Annotated in this window: 21 protein-coding genes; 10 read left to right on the forward strand and 11 right to left on the reverse strand. The window is 69.6% G+C overall.

Going from position 1 to position 21,971, the window contains the following annotated elements:
* Window positions 1-15: 15 nt before the first annotated feature.
* Window positions 16-552 (reverse strand): lysozyme inhibitor LprI family protein, encoded by a 537-nt coding sequence (locus C9E82_RS01735; RefSeq protein ID WP_119897259.1) that lies wholly within the window; start codon window positions 550-552, stop codon window positions 16-18.
* Window positions 552-1,712: an isovaleryl-CoA dehydrogenase gene (locus C9E82_RS01740; RefSeq protein WP_119897260.1), complete on the reverse strand. Its 1,161-nt coding sequence runs from the start codon at window positions 1,710-1,712 to the stop codon at window positions 552-554. The genes C9E82_RS01735 and C9E82_RS01740 overlap by 1 nt, the downstream gene beginning before the upstream one ends.
* A gap of 187 nt (window positions 1,713-1,899) precedes the next feature.
* Between C9E82_RS01740 and C9E82_RS01745 the strand changes: the two genes are divergently transcribed.
* The 10 genes from C9E82_RS01745 to C9E82_RS01790 all read left to right on the forward strand — a co-directional run bounded on the left by C9E82_RS01745 (window position 1,900) and on the right by C9E82_RS01790 (window position 14,864).
* Entirely contained in the window at window positions 1,900-2,397 is a 498-nt protein-coding gene (locus C9E82_RS01745) for a winged helix DNA-binding protein (protein ID WP_119897261.1), read from the forward strand.
* Window positions 2,391-2,963 (forward strand): histidine phosphatase family protein, encoded by a 573-nt coding sequence (locus C9E82_RS01750; protein ID WP_119897262.1) that lies wholly within the window; start codon window positions 2,391-2,393, stop codon window positions 2,961-2,963. Before C9E82_RS01745 ends, C9E82_RS01750 begins: the two co-directional genes overlap by 7 nt.
* A gap of 12 nt (window positions 2,964-2,975) precedes the next feature.
* A complete protein-coding gene (cbiB, locus tag C9E82_RS01755) occupies window positions 2,976-3,881 on the forward strand; it encodes an adenosylcobinamide-phosphate synthase CbiB (RefSeq protein ID WP_119897263.1) in 906 nt (301 codons plus the stop codon).
* 169 nt (window positions 3,882-4,050) lie between these two features.
* A complete protein-coding gene (locus C9E82_RS01760; RefSeq protein WP_119897264.1) occupies window positions 4,051-5,271 on the forward strand; it encodes an efflux RND transporter periplasmic adaptor subunit in 1,221 nt (406 codons plus the stop codon).
* Window positions 5,268-7,223, forward strand: coding sequence for a MacB family efflux pump subunit (locus C9E82_RS01765; RefSeq protein ID WP_119897265.1), 1,956 nt, complete (start codon window positions 5,268-5,270; stop codon window positions 7,221-7,223). The genes C9E82_RS01760 and C9E82_RS01765 overlap by 4 nt, the downstream gene beginning before the upstream one ends.
* Window positions 7,224-7,390: 167 nt before the next feature.
* Entirely contained in the window at window positions 7,391-9,466 is a 2,076-nt protein-coding gene (locus C9E82_RS01770) for a TonB-dependent siderophore receptor (protein WP_244935986.1), read from the forward strand.
* Window positions 9,460-10,389: an ABC transporter substrate-binding protein gene (locus C9E82_RS01775; RefSeq protein WP_240643462.1), complete on the forward strand. Its 930-nt coding sequence runs from the start codon at window positions 9,460-9,462 to the stop codon at window positions 10,387-10,389. Before C9E82_RS01770 ends, C9E82_RS01775 begins: the two co-directional genes overlap by 7 nt.
* Window positions 10,386-12,365, forward strand: coding sequence for a Fe(3+)-hydroxamate ABC transporter permease FhuB (gene fhuB / locus C9E82_RS01780; protein ID WP_122449178.1), 1,980 nt, complete (start codon window positions 10,386-10,388; stop codon window positions 12,363-12,365). Before C9E82_RS01775 ends, fhuB begins: the two co-directional genes overlap by 4 nt.
* Entirely contained in the window at window positions 12,362-13,138 is a 777-nt protein-coding gene (locus tag C9E82_RS01785; RefSeq protein ID WP_119900853.1) for an ABC transporter ATP-binding protein, read from the forward strand. The genes fhuB and C9E82_RS01785 overlap by 4 nt, the downstream gene beginning before the upstream one ends.
* Before the next feature lie 25 nt (window positions 13,139-13,163).
* A complete protein-coding gene (locus tag C9E82_RS01790) occupies window positions 13,164-14,864 on the forward strand; it encodes an ABC transporter ATP-binding protein (RefSeq protein ID WP_119900852.1) in 1,701 nt (566 codons plus the stop codon).
* A gap of 63 nt (window positions 14,865-14,927) precedes the next feature.
* On the opposite strand, the gene C9E82_RS25220 is transcribed toward C9E82_RS01790, so the two are convergent.
* The 9 genes from C9E82_RS25220 to purC all read right to left on the reverse strand — a co-directional run bounded on the left by C9E82_RS25220 (window position 14,928) and on the right by purC (window position 21,929).
* Window positions 14,928-15,059: a hypothetical protein gene (locus tag C9E82_RS25220; protein WP_276312139.1), complete on the reverse strand. Its 132-nt coding sequence runs from the start codon at window positions 15,057-15,059 to the stop codon at window positions 14,928-14,930.
* 129 nt (window positions 15,060-15,188) lie between these two features.
* Window positions 15,189-15,875 carry an aquaporin Z gene (gene aqpZ / locus C9E82_RS01795; RefSeq protein WP_119900851.1) on the reverse strand — a complete coding sequence of 229 codons (687 nt, stop codon included), beginning with the start codon at window positions 15,873-15,875 and terminating at the stop codon, window positions 15,189-15,191.
* A gap of 267 nt (window positions 15,876-16,142) precedes the next feature.
* Window positions 16,143-17,474: a glutamine synthetase family protein gene (locus tag C9E82_RS01800; protein WP_119900850.1), complete on the reverse strand. Its 1,332-nt coding sequence runs from the start codon at window positions 17,472-17,474 to the stop codon at window positions 16,143-16,145.
* A 4-nt stretch (window positions 17,475-17,478) separates the two neighbouring features.
* A complete protein-coding gene (locus C9E82_RS01805; protein WP_119900849.1) occupies window positions 17,479-18,303 on the reverse strand; it encodes an ABC transporter permease in 825 nt (274 codons plus the stop codon).
* Window positions 18,300-19,181 (reverse strand): ABC transporter permease, encoded by an 882-nt coding sequence (locus C9E82_RS01810; protein WP_119900848.1) that lies wholly within the window; start codon window positions 19,179-19,181, stop codon window positions 18,300-18,302. Before C9E82_RS01810 ends, C9E82_RS01805 begins: the two co-directional genes overlap by 4 nt.
* Before the next feature lie 59 nt (window positions 19,182-19,240).
* On the reverse strand, window positions 19,241-19,966 hold the full coding sequence (locus tag C9E82_RS01815; RefSeq protein ID WP_119900847.1) for a transporter substrate-binding domain-containing protein: 726 nt from the start codon (window positions 19,964-19,966) through the stop codon (window positions 19,241-19,243).
* A gap of 25 nt (window positions 19,967-19,991) precedes the next feature.
* Window positions 19,992-20,831: an ABC transporter ATP-binding protein gene (locus C9E82_RS01820; RefSeq protein WP_122449179.1), complete on the reverse strand. Its 840-nt coding sequence runs from the start codon at window positions 20,829-20,831 to the stop codon at window positions 19,992-19,994.
* Window positions 20,832-20,912: 81 nt separating this feature from the next.
* Complete coding sequence (gene purS, locus C9E82_RS01825; protein ID WP_119900605.1) at window positions 20,913-21,152, reverse strand: phosphoribosylformylglycinamidine synthase subunit PurS; 240 nt, start codon at window positions 21,150-21,152, stop codon at window positions 20,913-20,915.
* 12 nt (window positions 21,153-21,164) lie between these two features.
* On the reverse strand, window positions 21,165-21,929 hold the full coding sequence (gene purC, locus C9E82_RS01830) for a phosphoribosylaminoimidazolesuccinocarboxamide synthase (RefSeq protein ID WP_119900606.1): 765 nt from the start codon (window positions 21,927-21,929) through the stop codon (window positions 21,165-21,167).
* Window positions 21,930-21,971 lie beyond the last annotated feature (42 nt).

The raw sequence follows: 21,971 nt of genomic DNA on the forward strand, positions 1-21,971 counted from the left end.
CCCCGGCGGCGCCTGCTACATCCCCTCGCCGCGATACTGGTCCAGCCACAGATATTGCCGCGCGGTCAGGATCAGCGCGCAATGCAGCCCGGCCGGGCCGCCGCCGGTGCCGCCGCCCCAGCGGCTGCGCTCATAGCCGCAGGCGGCGTCGCGGAAGGCGATCCAGTGGCGCTGCATGTCGCGCAGCAGCGGCACCTCCTTCTCGGCGGCCGAGCCCATTTCGGCCATGCTCCTGTCGGTCTCCTCGGACTGCGCCATGACCTCGCGGTAAGCCTCGTTCAGCTTGGCGTCCCACAGGTCCAGCTCGTTTCCAAGGCAGACCGACATGCCGACCGTCGTGGACCCGTCGTCGCTGTCCATGCAGGGATCGGCGGCGGCGCCGATGCAGCTTTCGCGCGCGTCCGTCGCGCCGTCGCCGCGTCCGCTCTCCGTCAGGCATTGCTCCAGCAGCGCGGCGTCGAAGGCCGGCCCGTCCTGCTGGTCCTGCGCCGCGGCGGCAGCGGCGCCAAGCGCCAGGGCCGCGCCCAGGGCCAGCTCGCGCAGCCCGGCCATCAGACCAGCCCCATCAGTTCGCGGCCGATCAGCATCCGGCGGATTTCGCTGGTGCCGGCGCCGATCTCCATCAGCTTGGCGTCGCGGAACAGCCGGCTGACCACGCTGTCGTTCAGGAACCCCGCCCCGCCAAGCGCCTGCACCGCCTGATGGGCCTGCACCATCGCCTGTTCACTGGCGTAGAGCACCGCGCCCGCCGCGTCCTGCCGCGTGACCTTGCCCGCGTCGCAGGCCCGCGCCACCTCGTAGACATAGGCGCGCGCGGTGTTCAGCGCGACATACATGTCGGCGATCTTGCCCTGCATCAGCTGGAACGAGCCGATCGGCTGGCCGAACTGCCTGCGGTCGCGGAGATAGGGCATCACCTCGTCCAGGCAGGCGGCCATGATCCCGGTGCCGATGCCCGACAGCACCAGCCGCTCATAGTCCAGCCCCGACATCAGCACGCGCACGCCCTTGCCCTCGGCGCCCAGCACGTTCTCGAAGGGGATCTCGCAATCCTCGAAGATCAGCTCGCCCGTGTTCGAGCCGCGCATCCCCAGCTTGTCGAAATGCGGGCTGGTCGAGAAGCCCTTCATGCCGCGTTCCACGATGAAGGCGGTAATGCCCTTGCTGCCCGCCTCCGGGTCGGTCTTGGCATAGACCACCAGGGTGTGGGCGTCGGGGGCGTTGGTGATCCAGTATTTGCTGCCGTTCAGCACATAGCGGTCATTGCGCTTCTCGGCCCGCAGCTTCATCGAGACGACATCGCTGCCCGCGCCTTCCTCGGACATGGCCAGCGCGCCGACATGTTCGCCGGAACACAGCTTCGGCAGGTATGTCGCCCGCTGCTCATCCGTGCCGTTCAGCTTGATCTGGTTCACGCAGAGGTTGGAATGCGCGCCATAGGACAGGCTGACCGAGGCCGAGGCCCGGGCGATCTCCTCGGTGGCGACGACATGGGCCAGGTAGCCCATACCGGAACCGCCCCATTCCTCGGGCACGGTGACGCCCAGCAGGCCCAGTTCGCCCATCTCGGTCCACAGCTCGTTCGGGAAGGCGTTGCTGCGGTCCACCTCGGCGGCGATCGGCTTGACGCGTTCCTGCGCCCAACGATGCACCATGTCGCGCAGCGCGTTCACGTCCTCGCCCAGATCGAATTCCATCCCCTTGGTGAACATCGCGCCCCTCCCCGGTTTATTGAACGTGCGTTCATTTAAGAAATAGCGCCTGGCACGCCCTGCGTCAAGCGAAGCCTGCGCGCTTGGCGGCCATGCGTCAACCGGCAGGGGAAAACCCGCCCAAGGGGGGCGACGGGCGGGCGCGGATCGGCTATGAGATGGCCAGGCAGCCAAGGGGGTTTTCGCCATGGTGGATCGGGACAGGCTTCCCGGCCGGGACGGCACGCCCGCCGGATCCGCGGCGCTGGACGAGTTGGAGCAGGCGATGGCGCTGTGCCTGAACAGCCTGCATCGCTGCATGACGCGCTGCATGGCCTCGGCGGGCCGGGCGGGCATGTCGCCCCTGGAGATCTTGATCCTGCAGGAGGCCGAGGCCCATGGCCCGCCGCGCCGCTTCGCCGATCTCTGCCTGTCGCTGGGGATCGAGGACCAGCACCAGGCCCATTACGCGATCCGCAAGCTGGTCGCGGCCGGCCTGCTGCGCCAGGGCCGCGACGGCAAGGAAAAGACCGTCGCCGCCACGCCCGAGGGCCATGCGCTGTGCCTGCGCTATCGCGCGGTGCGCCAGCAATCGCTGGATCCGCTGCGGCCGGGCCAGGCGGACGGGCTGCCCGGCATGGCGGCCCTGCTGCGCGATCTGTCAGGGCTTTACGATCACGCGGCGCGGGCGGCCTCGACGTGGTAAGGCTGGCGATCCTGCGCCACGCCCCCGCGCTGACCGATGGCAGGCTGGCCGGGCGCAGCGATGTCGATGCCGATTGCGGCGCCGAGGCCGCCTTCCGCCAGATGCGCCAGCGGATCGAGGCGCTGCTTGGCACCGATCTCCAGACGCTCAGCAGCCCGGCGCGGCGCTGCCTGCAGACGGCGGCGGCGCTGGGTCTGGGCACGCCGCCGACGCGGCCCGAATTGTGGGAACAGGATTACGGCGCGTGGGAGGGGCTGGCCTATGACCGCCTGCCCGACCTGGGCCCCCTGCCCGCCCGCGACCTGGCCCGCCACCGCCCCGAGGGCGGCGAAAGCTTCGAGGATATGGCCGCCCGCGTGCATCCGCTGCTGCGCGCGCTCACCCGCGACACGCTGATCGTCGCCCATGCCGGGACGGTACGCGCGGGGCTGTCGCTGGTGGTCGGCCCCGCCGCGCTGTCCTTCGCGGTCGCGCCGCTGTCCTTGACGGTGCTGAGCCGTTCGGGCAGGGACGGCCCGGACGCCGAATGGGCGATCGAGGCGGTGAACCTGACCGCCCTCTGCTGAACGGACGACCGCATGGCTGTGACGGCCCTGATCGCGCTTCTCATCGACGCCTGCATCGGCTGGCCCGACCGGATTCACGCGCGGATCGGCCATCCGGTGACATGGCTGGGGCGGCTGATCGGCGCGCTGGACCGGCGCTGGAACCGGGGCCGCGCGCGGGTGCTGCGCGGGGCGCTGGCCAGCCTCGTCGTCATCGGTGCCGCGCTGCTCCCGGCGCTGGTCCTGCAATCGGCTCTGGGGCCCTGGCTGGCGGGTGTGCTGGCATGGCCGCTGGTCGCGGCCCGGTCGCTGGACGATCACCTGCGCGCGGTCCGGCGCCCGCTGGCGGCGGGCGACCTGCCCGCCGCGCGCGCCGCCACGGCGATGATCGTCGGCCGCGACGTCAGCCGCGCCGACGAGCCCGCCCTGTCGCGCGCCGCCATCGAGAGCCTGGCCGAGAACGCCTCGGACGGGGTGATCGCGCCGCTGTTCTGGGCGGCGCTGCTGGGGCTGCCGGGGATCGCGGCCTACAAGGCGATCAACACGCTGGATTCGATGATCGGGCACCGCACGCCCCGCCATGCCGAATTCGGCCGCTTCGCCGCCCGGCTGGACGACGCCGCGAACTGGCTGCCCGCAAGGCTGACCGCGCTGCTGATCGCGGCGGCCGCGCTGTCGCGCCCGGCGCTGCGCTGCGCGCTGCGCGACGCCCGCGCGCACAGATCGCCCAATGCGGGCTGGCCCGAGGCGTCGATGGCCGGGGCGCTGGGGGTGCGGCTGTCGGGGCCGCGCGTCTACGCGGACCGCGTCGCACAGGAACCCTGGCTGAACGGCGCGGCCCCGGATCCCGATGCCGCCGGCATCGGCGCGGCGCTGGCGATCTATCGCCGGGCGGTGGCGCTTGGCGGGCTGGTCCTGGCGGCGCTGGCGCTGGCGTGACAGCACGCCACCCTTCACATCCCCGGCATCCGGCACCCCCGAAGCCGGGGGCGTTTCCTTTTCGTTTGCCTGGCGATGGGTATTGCCGGACATGACTATCGCCGCGACGGCGGGCGCGCGCCCTGCGCGCCGCATCCGCCCGGACGGCCCATCGACAGGCTAAGACGACATGACCAAACGCTTCCGGCTGATCCTGACCGTTCTCATCCTGGGGGCGCTGGCCGCGGCCGCCTATCTGTGGTGGCGGGGCGACGCGGCCGCGGTCCAGCCCGCGGTCATCAGCGCCCCCGTCACGCTCGGCACGGTGGAACAGACCGTGCTGGCCGAGGGCACGATCAAGCCCCTGCGCATGGTCGCGGTGGGCGCGCAGGTCTCGGGGCGGATCACCTCGGTCAACGTGAAGCTGGGCCAGCAGGTCAGCGAGGGCGACCTGATCGCCCAGATCGATTCGGTCACCCAGACGAACGACCTGCGCAATGCCGAGGCCTCGCTGGCCAATGTCCGCGCCCAGCTGGCCTCGCAACAGGCGCAGCTGGCGCTGGCCGAGCGCACGCTGGAGCGGCAGGCCCAGATGCGGCGCAACCTGTCGGTGACGCAGGCCGATTTCGACAGCGCCGAACAGGCCGTGGCCGTCGCCGAGGCCCAGATCGAGGCGCTGGAGGCGCAGATCGCCCAGGCCGAGATCGGCATCGAGACCGCCCGCGCCAACCTGGACTATACCCGCATCACCGCGCCCATCGACGGCACGGTGCTGGCCATCGTCAGCCAGGAGGGGCAGACGGTGAACTCGGTCCAGCAGGCGCCGACCATCGTGGTGCTGGGCCAGCTGGACCAGATGCAGGTGCTGGCGCAGATCTCCGAGGCCGACATCACCCGCGTCAAGCCGGGCCAGCCGGTCTGGTTCACCACCCTGGGCGAGCCAGAGCGGGTCTATCGCGCCACCCTGGAATCGGTCGAGCCCGCGCCGGAATCCATCGTCAACGACAGCAGCCTGGGCGGCACGGCGGCATCCTCGGGGACCACCTCGACCGCGATCTATTACAACGGCCATTTCACCATCCCGAACGAGGACGGAAGGCTGCGCACCTACATGACCGCGCAGGTCCATATCGTCCTCGGCCGGGCCGAGGAGGTGCTGACCGTGCCCTCGGTGGCGCTGGGGCAGCTGGACGGGGATGGCCGCCACGCGGTGCGGGTGCTGGGCCGCGACGGCCAGATCGAGACGCGGCAGGTCCAGATCGGACTGAACGACAAGGTCAGCGCCGAAGTGGTCGCGGGCCTGTCCGAGGGCGACCGCGTGGTGACCGGCCAGGCGGCGGGCGCGACGGGGGGCGCGCAGGGATCCGGCGCGGGCGGGACGCGGCGGGTGCCGATGGGGATGCTGCGATGAGCGCGGGCGGCCCGATCATCGAGCTGCGCGGCGTGGGGCGCGAATACCCGGCGGGCGAGAACACCGTCACCGTGCTGCGCGACATCGACCTGACCATCCGGGCGGGCGAATTCGTCGCCGTCATCGGCGCCTCGGGCTCGGGCAAGTCGACGCTGATGAACATCATCGGCTGCCTGGACCGCCCCAGCGCCGGCAGCTATCGCATCAAGGGGCGCGAGACCGCCCGCCTCGACCCGGACGAGCTGGCCGCCCTGCGCCGCGAAAGCTTCGGCTTCATCTTCCAGCGCTATCACCTGCTGGGCGAGCTGACCGCGCTGGGAAATGCCGAGATCCCGGCGATCTATGCCGGCGAAAGCCCCGCCTCGCGCCGCGCCCGCGCCGGGGCGCTGCTGGACCGGCTGGGCATGGCCGAGCGCAGCCACCACCTGCCCGGCCAGCTGTCGGGCGGCCAGCAGCAGCGGGTCTCGATCGCGCGGGCGCTGATGAACAATGCCGAGGTGATCCTGGCCGACGAGCCGACCGGCGCCCTGGACAGCCAGAGTGGGCAAGAGGTGCTGCGCATCCTGGAAGAGCTTCACGCCGAGGGCCGCACCGTCGTCATCGTGACCCATGACCCGACCATCGCCGCCCGCGCCGAGCGGGTGATCGAGATCAGCGACGGCCGCATCATCCGCGACAGCGGCGCCGCCGCCGCGCCCGGCGCCCCGGAAGCGCGACACCCGCCCGCCTCCTCGGGGCTGATCCGCGCGCTCTGGACCCGCTTCACCGAGGCGTTCCGCATGGCGGTGCTGTCGATGCGCGCCCACAAGCTGCGCAGCTTCCTGACCATGCTGGGGATCATCATCGGCATCGCCTCGGTCGTCTCGGTCGTGGCGCTTGGCGAGGGCTCGCGCCAGAAGGTGCTGGAAAACATCTCGGGGCTGGGCACCAATACGCTGGAGATCTTCGCCGGCCGCGATTTCGGCGACATGCGCTCGGGCCGGATCACCACGCTGGTCGTGGCGGATGCCCAGGCGCTGAGCAGCCAGTCCTATGTCGCCGCCGTGACCCCCACGGTCAATGCCAGCGCGACGCTGCGCTTCGGCGCGACCGCCGTCAACGCCCAGCTTCGCGGCGTGGGCGAACAGTATTTCGACGCCACCGGCACCACCATCTCCCAGGGCCGCGCCTTCGACGCCGCCGGCCTGCGCGACATGGCGCAGGACGTGGTCATCGACGAAAACACCCGCGCCAGCCTGTTTCCCGACGAATCGGTCGATCCCATCGGCCAGGTCGTGCTGGCCGACAATGTCATGCTGCGGGTGATCGGTGTGGCCAGCACCCGGCAGATGGGACCCGGCGGCGGCCAGAGCCTGTCGCTCTACCTGCCCTATACGACGGTGCAGGCGCGGTTTCTGGGCTCGACCAGCCTGGCCAGCATCACCGTGCGCGTGGCCGACGACGTGGATACCGCGCTGGCCGAACAGGCGGTCGAGGCGCTGCTGACCCAGCGCCACGGCACCAAGGACTTCTTCATCGTCAATACCGACGAGATCCGCCAGACCATCACCGCCACCACCCGGACGCTGAGCCTGCTGATCGCCGCCATCGCCGTCATCTCGCTGCTGGTGGGCGGGATCGGGGTGATGAACATCATGCTGGTCTCGGTTTCCGAACGGGTGGCCGAGATCGGCGTGCGCATGGCGGTCGGCGCGCGACGCAGCGACATCATGCAGCAGTTCCTGATCGAGGCCGTGCTGGTCTGCATGATCGGCGGCGTGCTGGGCATCGCCGCGGCGCTTGGTTTCGGCGCGGCCTTCGGGCGGATGACCAGCGAATTCGCGCTGGTCTATTCCTCGGGCTCGATCCTGGCGGCGGTGGCCTCGGCCTCGCTGATCGGCGTGGCCTTCGGCTTCCTGCCCGCCCGCAACGCCTCGCGGCTGGACCCGGTGGCGGCCCTGGCGAAGGGCTGAAACCGCCGCCCCTGTTGCGGGAAAGCCATGAAACGGGCGGCCCGGAAGGGTTGATTAATCGCCCAGTCAACGGGCATTTGACTTTTCCGACTGTTTCTGTCGTTAACTGGCCTGACCACCGCTCAGCCAGGATCGCGCAAATGCCCCTTTCGCCCCGTTCCGCCCTCATGCTCGGCGCCAGCATCCTGGCGCTGTCCCATCCCGCCCTGGCCCAGGAGGCCGGTGAGGCCGCCCCGACCGCGGCCTCGGGCGACCAGGCCTTCATCCTGGGTGAGATCGTCATCACCGCCAGCGAAGTGGCGGGCTATTTCGCCGATGGCGCCCAGGCGGCGAAATCCAGCCTGCCCACCAGCGAGGCATCGCAGTCGATCTCGGTCGTGACGAACCAGCAGATCGTCGACCAGGGCGCCCAGAACCTGGGCCAGGCGCTGAACTATACGGCGGGCATCAACAGCCAGCCCTTCGGCATCGACCCACGCTTCAACAACCCGACCATGCGCGGCTTTGGCACCGACAAGGCGCAATATGTGAACGGGCTGCGGCAAGGCCGCTTCTTCGGGGCGGTGGATTACGAGACCTACGGGATGCAGCAGGTCGAGGTGCTGCGCGGCCCGACCTCCTCGCTCTACGGTTCGGGAATGCCTGCCGGCGTCATCAACCAGGTGACGAAACGCGCCCAGTCCAGCGATTTCGGCGAAGCCGGCCTGTCCTATGACAGCAACAACGGCAAGCAGGTCTTCGTGGACATGAACCGCGCCGCCAGCGACACGCTGTCCTGGCGCCTGACGGCCATCGGCCGCGACATCCGCCCGCAGATCGACGAGTTGAAGAACGAGCGCGGCTATGTCGCCGGCGCCGTGCGCTGGTCGCCGGATGCGGCGACGACCATCGATTTCATGGCCTCCTACACCAGGGACGCGCCGATCGCTCCGCCGGGCATCCCCTATGGGCTGACCGAACTGGCCGATGCCAAGGACCTGCGCGACCTCTATACCGGGCATAGCGGCTGGGACGACAGCGACCGCAGGATGTGGAACCTGGGCCTGGAGATCAGCCACGAACTGGACAGCGGCTGGACCCTGACGCAGGGCTTCCGCTATGAAAAGCTGGATTGGGACTATACCGGCACCTATGTCAGCACCGAGGCCGTCATCAACCCCGACGGCAGCTTCCTGCGCGGCGCCAGCCGGCAGAACGAAAGCAGCGACACCATCAGCCTCGACACCCGCCTTTCGGGCGAGGTGACGACCGGACAGGCGATACACAGCCTGATGTTCGGCATGGATGTCCGCCAGTACAAGGCCGACGAATCCAGCCAGAACGAACGCAACCTGACCAGCTTCAACTGGCTGGATCCTGACAACTACGGGCCGCTGCCGGTCTTCACCGGCGCACCCAATGTCGGCTCGGTCAAGCTGCGCCAGGTCGGCCTTTACGCGCAGGACGAGATCACTTGGGGCAACTGGCGCGCCTCCGCGGGACTGCGCTACGACTGGGCCAAGCAGACCGGCACCCAGTACGGTCTCCCCGCCGAGTTCAAGGAGAACGAGTGGACGGGCCGGGCCGGGCTTTCCTATGTCTTCGACAATGGGCTGGTGCCCTATGTCAGCTATGCCACGTCGTTCGAGCCGCAGACCGGCCTGAACGAGAACGAGGAACCGCTGCTGCCGACCGAGGGCAAGCAATGGGAAGTCGGCATGAAATACCAGCCTGCGGGGATCGACGGCCTGGTCTCGGTGGCGGTCTATGACCTGCGCCAGACCAACGTGAACCAATGGGCCGGCACCAGCCCCGACGGCTACAACCTCTATCGCCAGATCGGCGAGGTGAAGTCGCGCGGGGTCGAGCTGGAAGCGACCGCCGCAATCGGCGAAGCCTGGGACGTTCGCGCCAATTTCGCCTATAACGACACCAAGCAGGTGGGCGGCTCGAACACCGGCCAGCCGATGTGGAACGCGCCGCGTCATACGGCGGGCGTCTGGCTGGATTACGACTTCGGCAACGGCTGGCGCACCGGCGGCGGCATCCGCTATGTCGGCAGCCGCATGGATGTCAGCAACACGCACGAGTTGGACAGCTTCACGCTGGTCGACCTGGGCGCGACCTATGCCCGCGACAATTTCGAGGCCCGGCTGAACATCGCGAACCTGACGGATGAGGCCTACCTGGCCACCTGCGGATGGTTCGGCTGCTATTACGGCGAAGGCCGCACCGTGACCGCGACGCTTGCCTACAAGTGGTAGACCGGCCGGCCGCATCCTTCCGGCCCGGCCGCCGTGCCGTCCTGACCGCCGCTGGCAGCCTGCTGGCGGCGGCTTTCGTGCCGCTGCCCGGCCGTGCCGCGACCGCGACCGCGCCCCGGCTGGCGGCGATCGACTGGGCGATGCTGGAAACCGCCATCGCGCTTGGCCACATGCCGCTGGCCGCCTGCGAGCTGATCCGCTATCGCGCCGATGCCGTCGCGCCGCCGATCCCCGATCATGTCACCGACCTGGGCCTGCGCGGCGCCCCGAATTACGAGCTGCTGCAGCTGACCCGGCCCGATCTGATCCTCAGCTCTCCCTATTACACCCGCTACGAGGACCGGCTGCGCGCCATCGCGCCGGTCCTGTCGCTGCCCTTCTACCTGCCGGGCGAGCCGCCCCTGCCCCACGCGCTGGACGCGCTGGAGGCACTGGCCGAGGCCATCGGCGATCCGGCCTCGGGGCAGGCCGCGCGGGCGCGGACCGAGGCCGAACTGGACGTGCTGACCGAAAGGCTGCGCCCCTTCGCCGACCGGCCGGTCTGCGCCGTCAACCTGGGCGATGCCCGCCACCTGCGCGCCTTCGGCCATGACAGCATGTTCGGCAATCTGCTGACCCGGCTGGGCCTGCAGAATGCCTGGAGCGGCGCGACGCGCTTCAGCTTCCTGGCCCCGGTGCCGATCGAGGAGCTGGCCAGCCTGCCCGAGGCGCGGCTGGTCATCGTCGGCAACATCCCGCCCCAGGCCGCGCACGGTCTGCGCCGCAGCGTGCTGTGGCGGGCGCTGCCGCCGGTGGCGCAGGGCCGCGTCTATCGGCTGGGCCGCATCAACCCCTTCGGCGGCGTGCCCGCCGGGCTGCGCTTCGCCCATCTGCTGGCCGATGCCCTGCAAGGCGGCCCCACATCCATCGAGGCGGCGGGATGAGCCGCGCCAGGCTGTCCCTGCTGCTGGCCTCGGTGCTGGCGCTGGCCGTCGCGCTGTGGCTGGCGGCGGCGCTGCGGCTGCTGCCCTTCGCCGACTGGCCGGGCCTGCCGCTGGATCCCGGCGCCATGAGCCTTCGGCAGATCCTGCTGGGCTTCGGGCTGATGCCGCGCGGGGTGATCGCGCTGCTGGCCGGGGCGGTGCTGGGACTGTCGGGGGCGATCCTGCAGGCGGTGCTGCGCAACCCGGTCGCCGATCCGACGACGCTGGGAATATCCTCGGGCGCGCAGCTGGCGCTGGTCATGGCGACGATCATGGCGCCGGGATTGCTGGAGGGCGGGCGCTGGCCCGTGGCCCTGGCCGGGGCGGCGCTGGCGGCGGGGCTGGTGCTGGCGATCGGGGCGCGGCGGGCCTTCGCGCCGGTCACGATGGTGATCGCGGGGATGCTGGTCGGCATGACCGCCAGCGCCGTCGCCACCGCGCTGACCCTGTCGCAGGGCGAATATCTGCTGTCGCTGGTGATCTGGAACGGCGGCGCGCTGGTCCAGCAGGACTGGTCGGGCGTGCGGGCGCTGGCGCTGGTGCTGGCGGCGGGCGCGCTGGCCACCGGCCTGCTGGCCCGGCCGCTGCGGGTGCTGTCGCTGGGGGCCGAGGGCGCGCGCGGGCTGGGCCTGAACGTCGCGCTGGTGCGGCTGGCGGCGGTGGCGGTGGCGGTGGTGCTGGCCGCTTCGGTCTCGGCCGAGCTGGGGCTGATCGGCTTCGTCGGGCTGGCCGCCCCGGCGCTGGCGCGCAGCCTGGGCGCGCGCGACATGCGGCAGGTGCTGTGGCTGGCCCCGCCGATCGGCGCGCTGATCCTGTCGCTCTGCGACGGGCTGGTGCTGTCGCTGGCCGGCCGGACGGGCGAGATGTTCCCGACCGGCGCGCTGACCGGGCTGATCGGCGGGCCGCTGCTGATCTGGCTTCTGCCGCGGCTGCGCGGCTCGACCCCGCCGGGAACCGAGGCCGCCGAGGGCCCCGCCCCCCGCCTTGCCCGCGCCGCGCCCCTGCTGGCCATGCTGGCGCTGGTGCTGGTCGCGGGGGCGCTGCTGCTGGTCTGGATCGGCCGGGTGCCGGGCGGCTGGGCGGTGCTGGACCGCGAAAGCTTCGCGGCCTTCCTGCCGATGCGCCTGCCGCGGCTGGTCGCGGCCGCCGCGGCCGGGGCGGCGCTGGCCGTGGCCGGGACGCTGCTGCAGCGCCTGACCGCGAACCCGCTGGCCTCGCCCGAGGTGCTGGGCGTCTCGGGCGGCGCCGCGCTTGGCTTCGCGCTGACGCTGTTTGCCGCCAGCGCGCCCACGGCGCTGATGCAGATGGGCGGGACGATGGCCGGCGGCGCGGTGGCGCTGGCGCTGGTCGCGACCTATGTCACCCGCCGCGACATGCCGGCGGAACGGGTGCTGCTGGCCGGGATCGCGGTCTCGGCGCTGGCGACGGCGGTGCTGTCGGCGATGATGGCGGTGGGCGATGCGCGGTCCTGGGCGGTGCTGGCCTGGCTCAGCGGGTCCTCGGCCGCGGTCGGCCCGCGCGAGGCGGCGGTCATGGCCGGGCTGGCGCTGGCGATCCTGGGCGCGGCGCTGGTGCTGCATCGCTGGCTGGCGGCGCTGCCGCTGGGGCCGGGCGTCGCGCAGGGTCTGGGCCTGCCGCTGCGCCGGGCGCGGCTGGCGCTGATCGCGCTGGCGGGCGTGGCCACCGGGGCCGCGACGATGCTGGTCGGCCCGCTGAGCTTCGTCGGGTTGATGGCCCCGCACCTGGCGCGCCGCGCCGGTTTCGCGCGGGCGACGGACCAGCTGGCCGGGGCCGCGCTGATCGGCGCGATCCTGATGCTGGCCGCCGATTTCGGGGCCCGGATGGCGGGCTTTCCCTATGAATTGCCGCTGGGGCTGTTCGCGTCGCTGATCGGCGCGCCCTGGCTTCTGTGGCTGATGACGAGGACCGCGCGATGACCGACCCGCTGTTCAGGATCGAGGGCCTCTGCGTCGATGTGCCCGGCCGCCGCCTGCTGCATGACCTGACGCTGGACCTGCCCGGCGGCCGGACCATCGCGCTGATCGGGCATAACGGCTCGGGCAAGTCCACGCTGCTCAAGGTGCTGGCGCGGCAGGTCGCGCCCTCGGGCGGGCGGGTGCGCTTCCAGGGCCGCGCGCTGGCCGACTGGCCCGCCCGCGACCATGCCCGCCAACTGGCCTTCCTGCCCCAGCACCCGCCCCCGGCCGAGGGGATGCTGGTGCGCGAGCTGGTCGCGCTTGGCCGCTATCCCTGGCACGGCGCGCTTGGCCGCTTCGGGCCGCGCGACCACGAGGCCTGCGACTGCGCGCTGGAGGAATGCGGGCTGACCCGGCTGGCCGACCGGCTGGTCGATACGCTGTCGGGTGGGGAACGCCAGCGGGCCTGGCTGGCGATGCTGGTCGCGCAAGAGGCCGGGACGCTGCTGCTGGACGAGCCGATCTCGGCCCTCGACATCGCCCATCAGGTCGAGGTGCTGGCGCTTGTCCGCCGGATGTGCCATGCGCAGGGCCGGGGCGCGATCATCGTGCTGCACGACGTCAACATGGCGGCCCGCTTCTGCGACCATGTCGTCGCCCTGAAGGGCGGCCGGCTGGCGATGCAGGGCAGCCCGCAGGACCTGATGCAACCCCGGACGCTTGAAACCATCTACGGCCTGCCGATGCAGGTCCTGCTCCGCCAGGACGGCCAGCCCGTCGCGATCCCGGCCTGAGGACAGGAAAGACGAAGGAAACGCCATGCTGCGCCAGTTCTTTTCCTATTACCGCCCCTGGATGGGGCTGTTCTGGCTGGATTTCGGCTGCGCGGTGATCTCGGGCCTTCTGGAGCTGGCCTTCCCGCTGGCGGTCACGGCCTTCATCGACCACCTGCTGCCGCAGGGCGACTGGACGCTGACCGTCGCGGCGGCGGCGGGGCTGCTGGTGCTCTATGCGATCAATGCCGGGCTGCTGACGGTGGTGATCTACTGGGGCCACAAGCTGGGCATCAATATCGAGACCGAGATGCGCGCCCGCGCCTTCGACCACCTGACGCGCCTGTCCTGGCGCTGGTATGATCGCGCCCGCACCGGCAAGCTGGTCGCCCGCGTGACCCGCGACCTGGAAGAGATCGGCGAGGTCGCCCATCACGGCCCCGAGGACGCCTTCATCGCCATCATGACCTTCATCGGCGCCTTCCTGCTGATGTTCTGGGTCCATCCGCAACTGGCGCTGATCGTGGCGCTGATCGTGCCGGCGATGCTGGCGCTGGTGATCGTCTATGGCGGGCGGATGACGCGGACCTGGCGGGCGATCTATTCTCGCGTCGGCGATTTCAACGTCCGGCTGGAAGAGGCGCTGGGGGGCGTCCGCGTCGTGCAGGCCTTCGGCAACGAATCCCACGAAAGCGACCTCTTCGCCCATGACAACGCCCGCTACCGGCAGGCCAAGCTGGACGCCTATCGCGTCATGGCGGCCAGCTCGGCGCTGCAATACATGGGGCTGCGGCTGGTGCAGGTGATCGTCATGGTGCTGGGCGCGGGCTTCGTGCTGGCGGGCGACCTGTCGACCGGCGGCTTCGTGGGTTTCCTGCTGCTGGTCGGCGTCTTCTACCGCCCGCTGGAAAAGATCGCCGCGGTGATCGAGACCTATCCGCGCGGCATCGCCGGCTTCCGCCGCTATCTGGAGCTGCTGGAAACCGAGCCCGAGATCGCCGACGCCGCCGATGCCGTCGAGGCCCCGGCCCTGCGCGGCGACATCCGCTTCGACGGGGTCGGCTTCGCCTATGACGCGGGGCGGCCGATCCTGACCGGCATCGACCTGACGATCCGCGCCGGGGAAACCGTGGCCTTCGTCGGCCCCTCGGGCGCGGGCAAGACCACGCTGCTGGCGCTGCTGCCGCGCTTCTACGAGCCGACCACGGGCAGCATCAGCATCGACGGGCTGGCCCTGCCCCGGATGCGGCTGCACAGCCTGCGCCGCCAGATCGGGCTGGTCAGCCAGGACGTGTTCCTGTTCGGCGGCACGCTGCGCGAGAACATCGCTTATGGCCGGCTGGGCGCCTCGGAGGAGGAAATCCTGGCGGCCGTGCGCCAGGCCCAGCTTCTGTCGCTGGTCGAGACCCTGCCCGAGGGGCTGGACACCGTGGTCGGCGAACGCGGCGTGATGCTGTCGGGCGGCCAGAAGCAGCGCGTCGCCATCGCCCGCTGCTTCCTGAAGAACCCGCCGATCCTGATCCTGGACGAGGCGACCTCGGCCCTGGACAGCCAGACCGAGCGCGAGATCCAGTCGGCCCTGGACGCGCTGTCGGCGGGCCGCACCACGCTGGTCATCGCCCACCGCCTGGGCACGATCCGCAACGCCGACCGCATCGCGGTCATGCGCGAGGGCCGCATCGCCGAGATCGGCAGCCATGCCGAACTGATCGCACGCGGCGGCATCTATGCCCGGCTGGCGGCCTGAGCGGGGCGCGGCCTTGCCGCCCCATCCAGCATCCGGCTAGGCCGCGACGGTCCGAGCCTGCGATTACCCGGCTGCCGCGACCGTGGGCTGCACGCCGGTCAGGTTCGGCATCGGCAGGCGCGGCCGGTGCCAGATGACGCCGGGGCCGTGGAACAGGATTCTGGGTTTTCCGGGCAATGTGGTTGCGGTGGGCACGGGGGGAATCCCTGCTTGGTTGACGGCACCACAATGCACAGGTCGCGGCGAGGCGAAAGGGCTGATCGCCGCGGCCGGAATGCGAAGGCCCGGCCCTTCGATGCCGGGCCTTCGCGGATCGCCTCGGGGTCAGTCCTTCTCGCCCACGGCCTTCCAGACCGCGGCCCCGATCACCGCGCCCAGGATCGGCGCCACCCAGAACAGCCACAGCTGCCCAAGCGCCCAGCCATCGGCGAACAGCGCCTGGCTGGTCGAACGCGCCGGGTTCACCGAGGTGTTGGTGACCGGGATCGAGATCAGGTGGATCAGGGTCAGCGCCAGCCCGATGGCGATCGGGGCGAAGCCTGCCGGCGCGCGGCCATGGGTCGCGCCCAGGATGACCAGCAGGAAGAAGGCGGTCAGGATGACCTCGATCAGCAGCGCCGCGACCAGCGAATAGCCGCCCGGCGAATGTTCGCCATAGCCGTTGGCCGCGAAGCCGCCCGCCGTGAAGCCCGGCTGGCCCGAGGCGATCAGATAGAGCGCCGTCGCCGCAAGGATGGCACCGGCCAGCTGGGCCAGGATATAGGGCAGCAGGCGCGAGGCCGGGAAACGGCCCGCCACCGCCAGTCCGACCGATACCGCCGGGTTGAAATGGCCGCCCGAAATGCCGCCGACCGCATAGGCCATGGTCAGCACCGTCAGGCCGAAAGCCAGCGCGACGCCATGAAACCCGATGCCCAGCTCCGGGAACCCGGCGGCCAGAACGGCGCTGCCGCAGCCGCCGAAAACCAGCCAGAAGGTCCCCAGCCCCTCGGCCGCAAGTTGCTTCTGCATGATGAAACTCCAATAAATTGTAAAGGTAATGGCATCGCCAAAAGGGCGAGAGCTGAGAAATCATTCCGCCTGAAGTCCCTAGAAAGCAAGAAAAAAAGAGCGCCGCTCGGGGCGGCCTCGCCCGCCGGGTCGGTAACGTCGCGTAAACCCGAAGCGCCCATACCGCGCCGGTCAGCGGCGGCTCGGGGTCGTCGCGGCGTTCAGCCGGGGCGCGCGGTCGCGCGCTGATCGTCTTGGCGCAGGGCCGTCACCGCGCGCCCCGATGGATCAGACCGTGTCCAGATACAGCTCCACCGTCTCCTCGTCGGACAGCTCGGCCATGTAATGCAGCTCCTGCCGCTTGGTCATCAGGTAGTTCTCGACCAGATGCTCGGGGAAGATGCGGCGGATCTCGGGGCATTTGTCGAAGGCCTCGATCGCCGCGCCCCAGTCGCCGGGAAGCTGGTCCAGGTTCTGGTCATAGGCATTGCCCTTGAAGGGCGCGGGCGGCTCCAGCCGGTCCTCGATGCCATTGAGCGCCGCGCCCAGGATCGCCGCGACCGTCAGATAGGGGTTCACGTCGCCGCCGGCCACGCGATGCTCGATCCGCCGCGCCTTGGGACCCGAGGACGGGATGCGGATCGCCGCCGTCCGGTTCTCGTAGGCCCAGCCGATGCCGGTCGGGGCATGGGCGTTGGGGACCAGCCGGTCATAGGAATTCTCGTGCGGCGCGAACAGCAGGGTCGAGCCGGGCATGGCACGCAGGCAGCCCGCCACGGCATGGCGCAGCGCCTCGGTCCCCTCCTCGCCGCCATTGTCGAAGATGTTGCGCCCGTCCTTGGTCAGGATCGAGAAATGCATGTGCATCCCGTTGCCGGAAAAGGCCTCGTAGGGCTTGGCCATGAAGCTGCCGGCGAAGCCGTATTGGCGGGCGATGCCCTTGACCAGCATCTTGAACAGCCAGGTGTCGTCGGCCGCCTTCAGGGGATCGGCCTGGTGCATCAGGTTGATCTCGAACTGGCCCGGCCCGGCCTCGGAGATCGCGGTATCGGCCGGGATGTCCATGGTTTCGCAGGCTTCGTAAAGCGTGGTGAAGAACTGGTCGAAGGCGTCCAGCGCGCGCAGCGACAGCACCTCGCCCCCGGTCCGCCGCTTGCCCGACCGGGGGCTGGGCGGCACCCGCAGCTGGCGGCCCGAATCGTCGATCAGGAAGAATTCCAGCTCGGTCGCAACCACCGGCACCAGGCCGGCGGCGTCATAGCGTTCCACGACGCGGGCCAGCGCCTGGCGCGGATCGCCCTCGTAGGGGCGGCCGTCGGGATGGAACATCCACAGCGGCAGCAGCCCGGTCGGCGCGTCCAGCCAGGGCATCGGCAGGAAGCCGCGTTCGGTCGGCAAGAGCAGCCCGTCGGGATCGCCGATCTCGAAGACCAGCGGGCTGTCCTCGACATCCTCGCCCCAGATGTCCAGGTTCAGCACCGAATAGGGAAACTTGGTCCCCTCCTCCAACACCTTGCCGGCATAGCGCGCCGGAAGCCGCTTGCCGCGCGCGACGCCGTTCAGGTCGGCGGCGGCGACGCGGATGGTCTTGACCTCGGGGTGGTCTCTCAGCCAGTCCATGAATTCATCTCAGCAATAGGGGGCGGTATCTGATGCGTCTCGCGGCGCCCGGAAGATGGCGGTTCAGGCGCCGGTTCACCATGCCGAAAACGCTGATCAGCACCAGCGTGCCGAGGATGAAATAGCCCGCGGCAATCGGATAGGCGACGAAGGGATTGAAGGTCCGGTCGACGAAATAGCTGGCGTAATAAAGGCTGTCGCCGCGCTGCTGGAAGGCCGGGAAGGCCGAGAAGAAGACCAGCGTCGTGGCGTGGAACAGAAAGATCGCCTCGTTGGTATAGGCCGGCCAGGCCAGCCGCATCATCGTCGGCCACATGACCCGGCGGAACTTCTTCCAGCCCGACAGGCCATAGGCATCGGCGGCCTCCAGGTCGCCCTTGGGCACCGCCATCAGCGCGCCGTGGAAGATCTGTGCCGAATAGGCCGCGGTGTTCAGCGTCAGCACGATCAGCGCCCCGGCCCAGGCCCGCGTCAGCCAGCTGGTCTGCACGGTCAGGCCGAAGATCTCGACCCCCGCGCGCGGCAGCATGACCAGCGCCTCGTAGGCCAGGAAGAACTGGATGAACAGCGGGCTGCCCCGGAACAGGAAGATGAACGCCTCGGCGGGCTTGCGCAGCCAGGGGTTGGGGCTGGCCTTGGCCAGGGCCAGCGCGTTGGCCAGGAAGAAGCCGAAGAGCAGCGCGAAGAAGGCGAAATAGACGTTCCAGATCAGGCCCGAGCCGATCAGCACGAATTGCTGGCACAGGTCGAAATCCGAGCGCGGCAGCAGCCTTTCGCCGTAACCCAGCGACCGCAGCGCGTAATCGGTGATGGTCTGGGCGCAGCTCATGCGGCCGCCCCCTTGCGCAGGGCCTCGCCCGCCATCGTCGCCTGGCCGGCCGACAGGCGGCGGGTGACGCGGGTCAGCACCCGCTCGGATATCCAGGTCATCAGCAGGTAGAAGACCAGGATCGCCAGGAAGTAATAGAGCCGCCAGTCGGGATGCGGATAGGCGAAGGCGCTGGTCTTGGCGCCGCCCAGCTCGCGCGCCCAGTAAACGATGTCCTCGACCCCCAGCAGGAACAGCAGCGGCGTGGCCTTCAGCAGGATCATCCACAGGTTGGACAGGCCCGGCAACGCATAGGTCCACATCTGCGGGATCAGGATCCGCCGCGCCACCTGGCGCTGGGTCATGCCGTAGGCCTCGGCGGTTTCCAGCTGCGCGCGGGGCACCGCCCGCATGGCGCCATAGAGGACATTGGCCGCGAAGGCGCCGAAGACGACCGAGAAGGCGATCACCGCCAGGAAGATGCCGTAAAGGTCATGCACCCAGGCCGGGCTGGTCGACAAGGGCAGCTTGGCCGCCGCGCAGACGATGAAGTCGTTGCCCTGCCGGACCGGCGCGTCGCTGTCGCACAGGAACTGGTGCCGGGTCCATTCGAAGGCCTGGTCCAGCGCGATCGGCACGAACAGGAAGAAGATGATGTCGGGCACGCCGCGCACCATCGAGGTATAGATCTTGCCGAACCAGCGCAGCGGCAGGAAGCGCGACCGCGAGGCCAGCGCCCCCGCGAAGCCCAGGGCCAGCGCGCAGGGCGCCGTGATGGCCAGAAGCAGCAGCACGGTGCCGAAGCTGGCATAGAACAGCATGTGGGTGCCGGTCGTCAGGTAGCATGACAACCATTGAAGCCCCTCGAGCGAGGCGGGATCGGCGCAATAGGCGAACATCTGGCGGCGCTATCTGGCCGCCCGCCCGCAGCCCGGTGGCGCGGGCGGGCGGCCTGGGATCATTCGAAATGGCGGGCGTTTTCGCCGAACCACTTGCTGATCAGCTCGTTCAGGCTGCCGTCCTCCTTCATCGCGGCGATGGCGGCGTCGAACTTCTCCTTCAGCGGGCCGTCGGACTGGCGCAGCCCGACCGCGATGCCGTCGTCGAGATAGATATCCTCGCCGATCCAGACCAGCTCGCCGTTCGAATCCGTCACATGGGGGACCAGGAAGTCCTTGTCGGCCAGCACCGCGTCGGCCTCGCCGTTGCGGACGGCGGCGATGGTTTCGTCGGGGCTGGCGAATTCGATCAGCGTCGCGGCGGTCTCGGCCACATGGCTGGCCTGGATCGTGCCGGTCTGGGCGGCGACGACGCCGTTCTCGACATCGACATCCTCGGACAGCGCCACATAGGCCGACGAGGCCGGCGGGATATAGGCGTCGCTGAAGGTGATGACCCGCTGGCGTTCCTCGTTGATGGCCATGCCGGCCATCACCGCGTCATAGTTGCCCGAGACCAGGTTCGGGATGATCGAATCCCAGTCGTTCTTGACCCAGGTGCAGGTCAGTTCGGCCCGCGTGCACAGCTCGTCGCCCAGCTCCCGCTCGAAGCCGTCGACCTCGCCGGAATCGTTGATGAAGTTGTACGGAGGATAGGCGCCCTCGGTTCCGATCCGCACCGTCTGGGACAGGCCCATCCCCGCGGTCAGGGCAAGCGCCGCTGCGGCAAACATCAGTTTCTTCATTCTTTCTTACTCCCGTTGGACGTGATCAGGCCGCCATTGTGGCACTGAGAAACTGGCGCAGCCGCTCGGTCTGCGGGGCGCCAAAAAGCTGGGCGGGCGGGCCTTCCTCGGCGATCACGCCCTGATGCAGGAACACGACATGATCGCTGACATCGGCGGCCAGGCGCATGTCATGGGTGACGATGATCATGGTGCGGTGTTCGCCGGCCAGGTCCTTGATGACGCGCACGACCTCCTGCTGCAATTCGGGGTCCAGCGCGCTGGTGGGTTCGTCGAACAGCAGCGCCTTGGGCTGCATGCACAGCGCCCGCGCGATGGCCGCGCGCTGCTGCTGGCCGCCCGACAGCTGCGCGGGCCAGGCATCGCATTTGTCGCCGATGCCGACCTTGGCCAGAAGCGCGCGGGCGCGGGTCTCGACCTCGGCGCGGGGCTGGCCCAGGACGGTCAGCGGCGCCTCCATGACATTCTGCAGGATGCTGAGATGGGACCACAGGTTGAATTGCTGGAACACCATCGACAGGTTGGTGCGGAAGCGCGTGACCTGCGCGCGGTCGGCGGGCACGCGGGACTGGTCATGGCCCTTCCAGCGCACCGGCTCTCCCTCGAACAGGATGTCGCCCTGCTGACTGTTTTCCAGCAGGTTGCAGCAGCGCAGCAGCGTCGACTTGCCCGAGCCCGAGGAGCCGATCAGGCTGATGACATGGCCGCGCGGCGCGGCCAGCGAGACGCCCTTGATGACCTCCAGCGGGCCATAGGCCTTGTGCAGGTCCCGGATCTCGATGACCGGGGCTGGGACCGGATCGGGGACCCGAGCGTCGGCCGGGGCGGCGGCGGTGGTTTCGGGGGCGGGCGACTGGCTGCTCATTGCCATATTGGGCGACAAACCGGCGGGGATTGCAACGCCTTCCTTGCGAAAACGCAGCCCGTTTCACGGGCTGCCGCAGCGTCAGGCGATCTCGATCGAGTATTTCTCGATCACGGTATTGGCCAGCAGGCCCTCGCACATCTTCGCCACCTCGGCGCGGGCGGCCTCGGCATCCGAGGCGTCCAGGTCAAGCTCGATCAGCTTGCCCTGGCGGACGCCGGAAACGCCCTTGTGGCCCAGCCCCCCCAGCGCGTGGCGGATCGCCTCGCCCTGGGGATCGAGGACGCCGTCCTTCAGCATGATGGTCACGCGCGCTTTCATCGGCAGCCTTCCTCAGTTGATCGCGGTCGGTTTGTGGATCGAGGTCGCATTGGCGGGCATCAGGCCCAGCCGCCGCGCGACCTCGGTATAGGCATCCGCCAGGTTGCCCAGGTCGCGGCGGAACACGTCCTTGTCCAGCTTCTGGCCGGTCTTGACGTCCCACAGCCGGCAGCTGTCGGGGCTGATCTCGTCCGCGACGATCAGGCGCATGTAGTCGTTGTCCCAGATCCGGCCGATCTCGATCTTGAAGTCGATCAGCTTGATGCCGACGCCGTAGAAGACCCCCGACAGGAAGTCGTTGACCCGCAGCGCCAGCGACACGATGTCGTCCAGGTCCTGCTGCGTGGCCCAGCCGAAGGCGATGATGTATTCCTCGGAAACCATCGGGTCGCCCAGCTCGTCGTTCTTGAAGCTGTATTCGACGATCGGGCGCGGCAGCAGCGTGCCTTCCTCCAGCCCCAGGCGCTTGGACAGCGAGCCGGCGGCGAAGTTCCTGACGATCACCTCCAGCGGCACGATCTCGACCTGGCGGATCAGCTGCTCGCGCATGTTGATGCGGCGGATGAAATGGTTGGGCACGCCGATATTGGTCAGCCCGTTCATGAAGAATTCGGACAGGCGGTTGTTCAGCACGCCCTTGCCCTCGACCACGGCCTTCTTCTGGGCGTTGAACGCGGTGGCATCGTCCTTGAAATACTGCACCAGCGTGCCGGGCTCGGTGCCTTCGTAAAGGATCTTCGCCTTGCCTTCGTAGATTTTCTTGCGGCGCGGAGCCATGTCCGAGGTCCTTTCGCATGTCCCTGCAACGCGCCTTAGCGC

It is taken from the genome of Paracoccus sigandri (genome assembly GCF_003709565.1).
Lineage (GTDB): Bacteria > Pseudomonadota > Alphaproteobacteria > Rhodobacterales > Rhodobacteraceae > Paracoccus > Paracoccus siganidrum.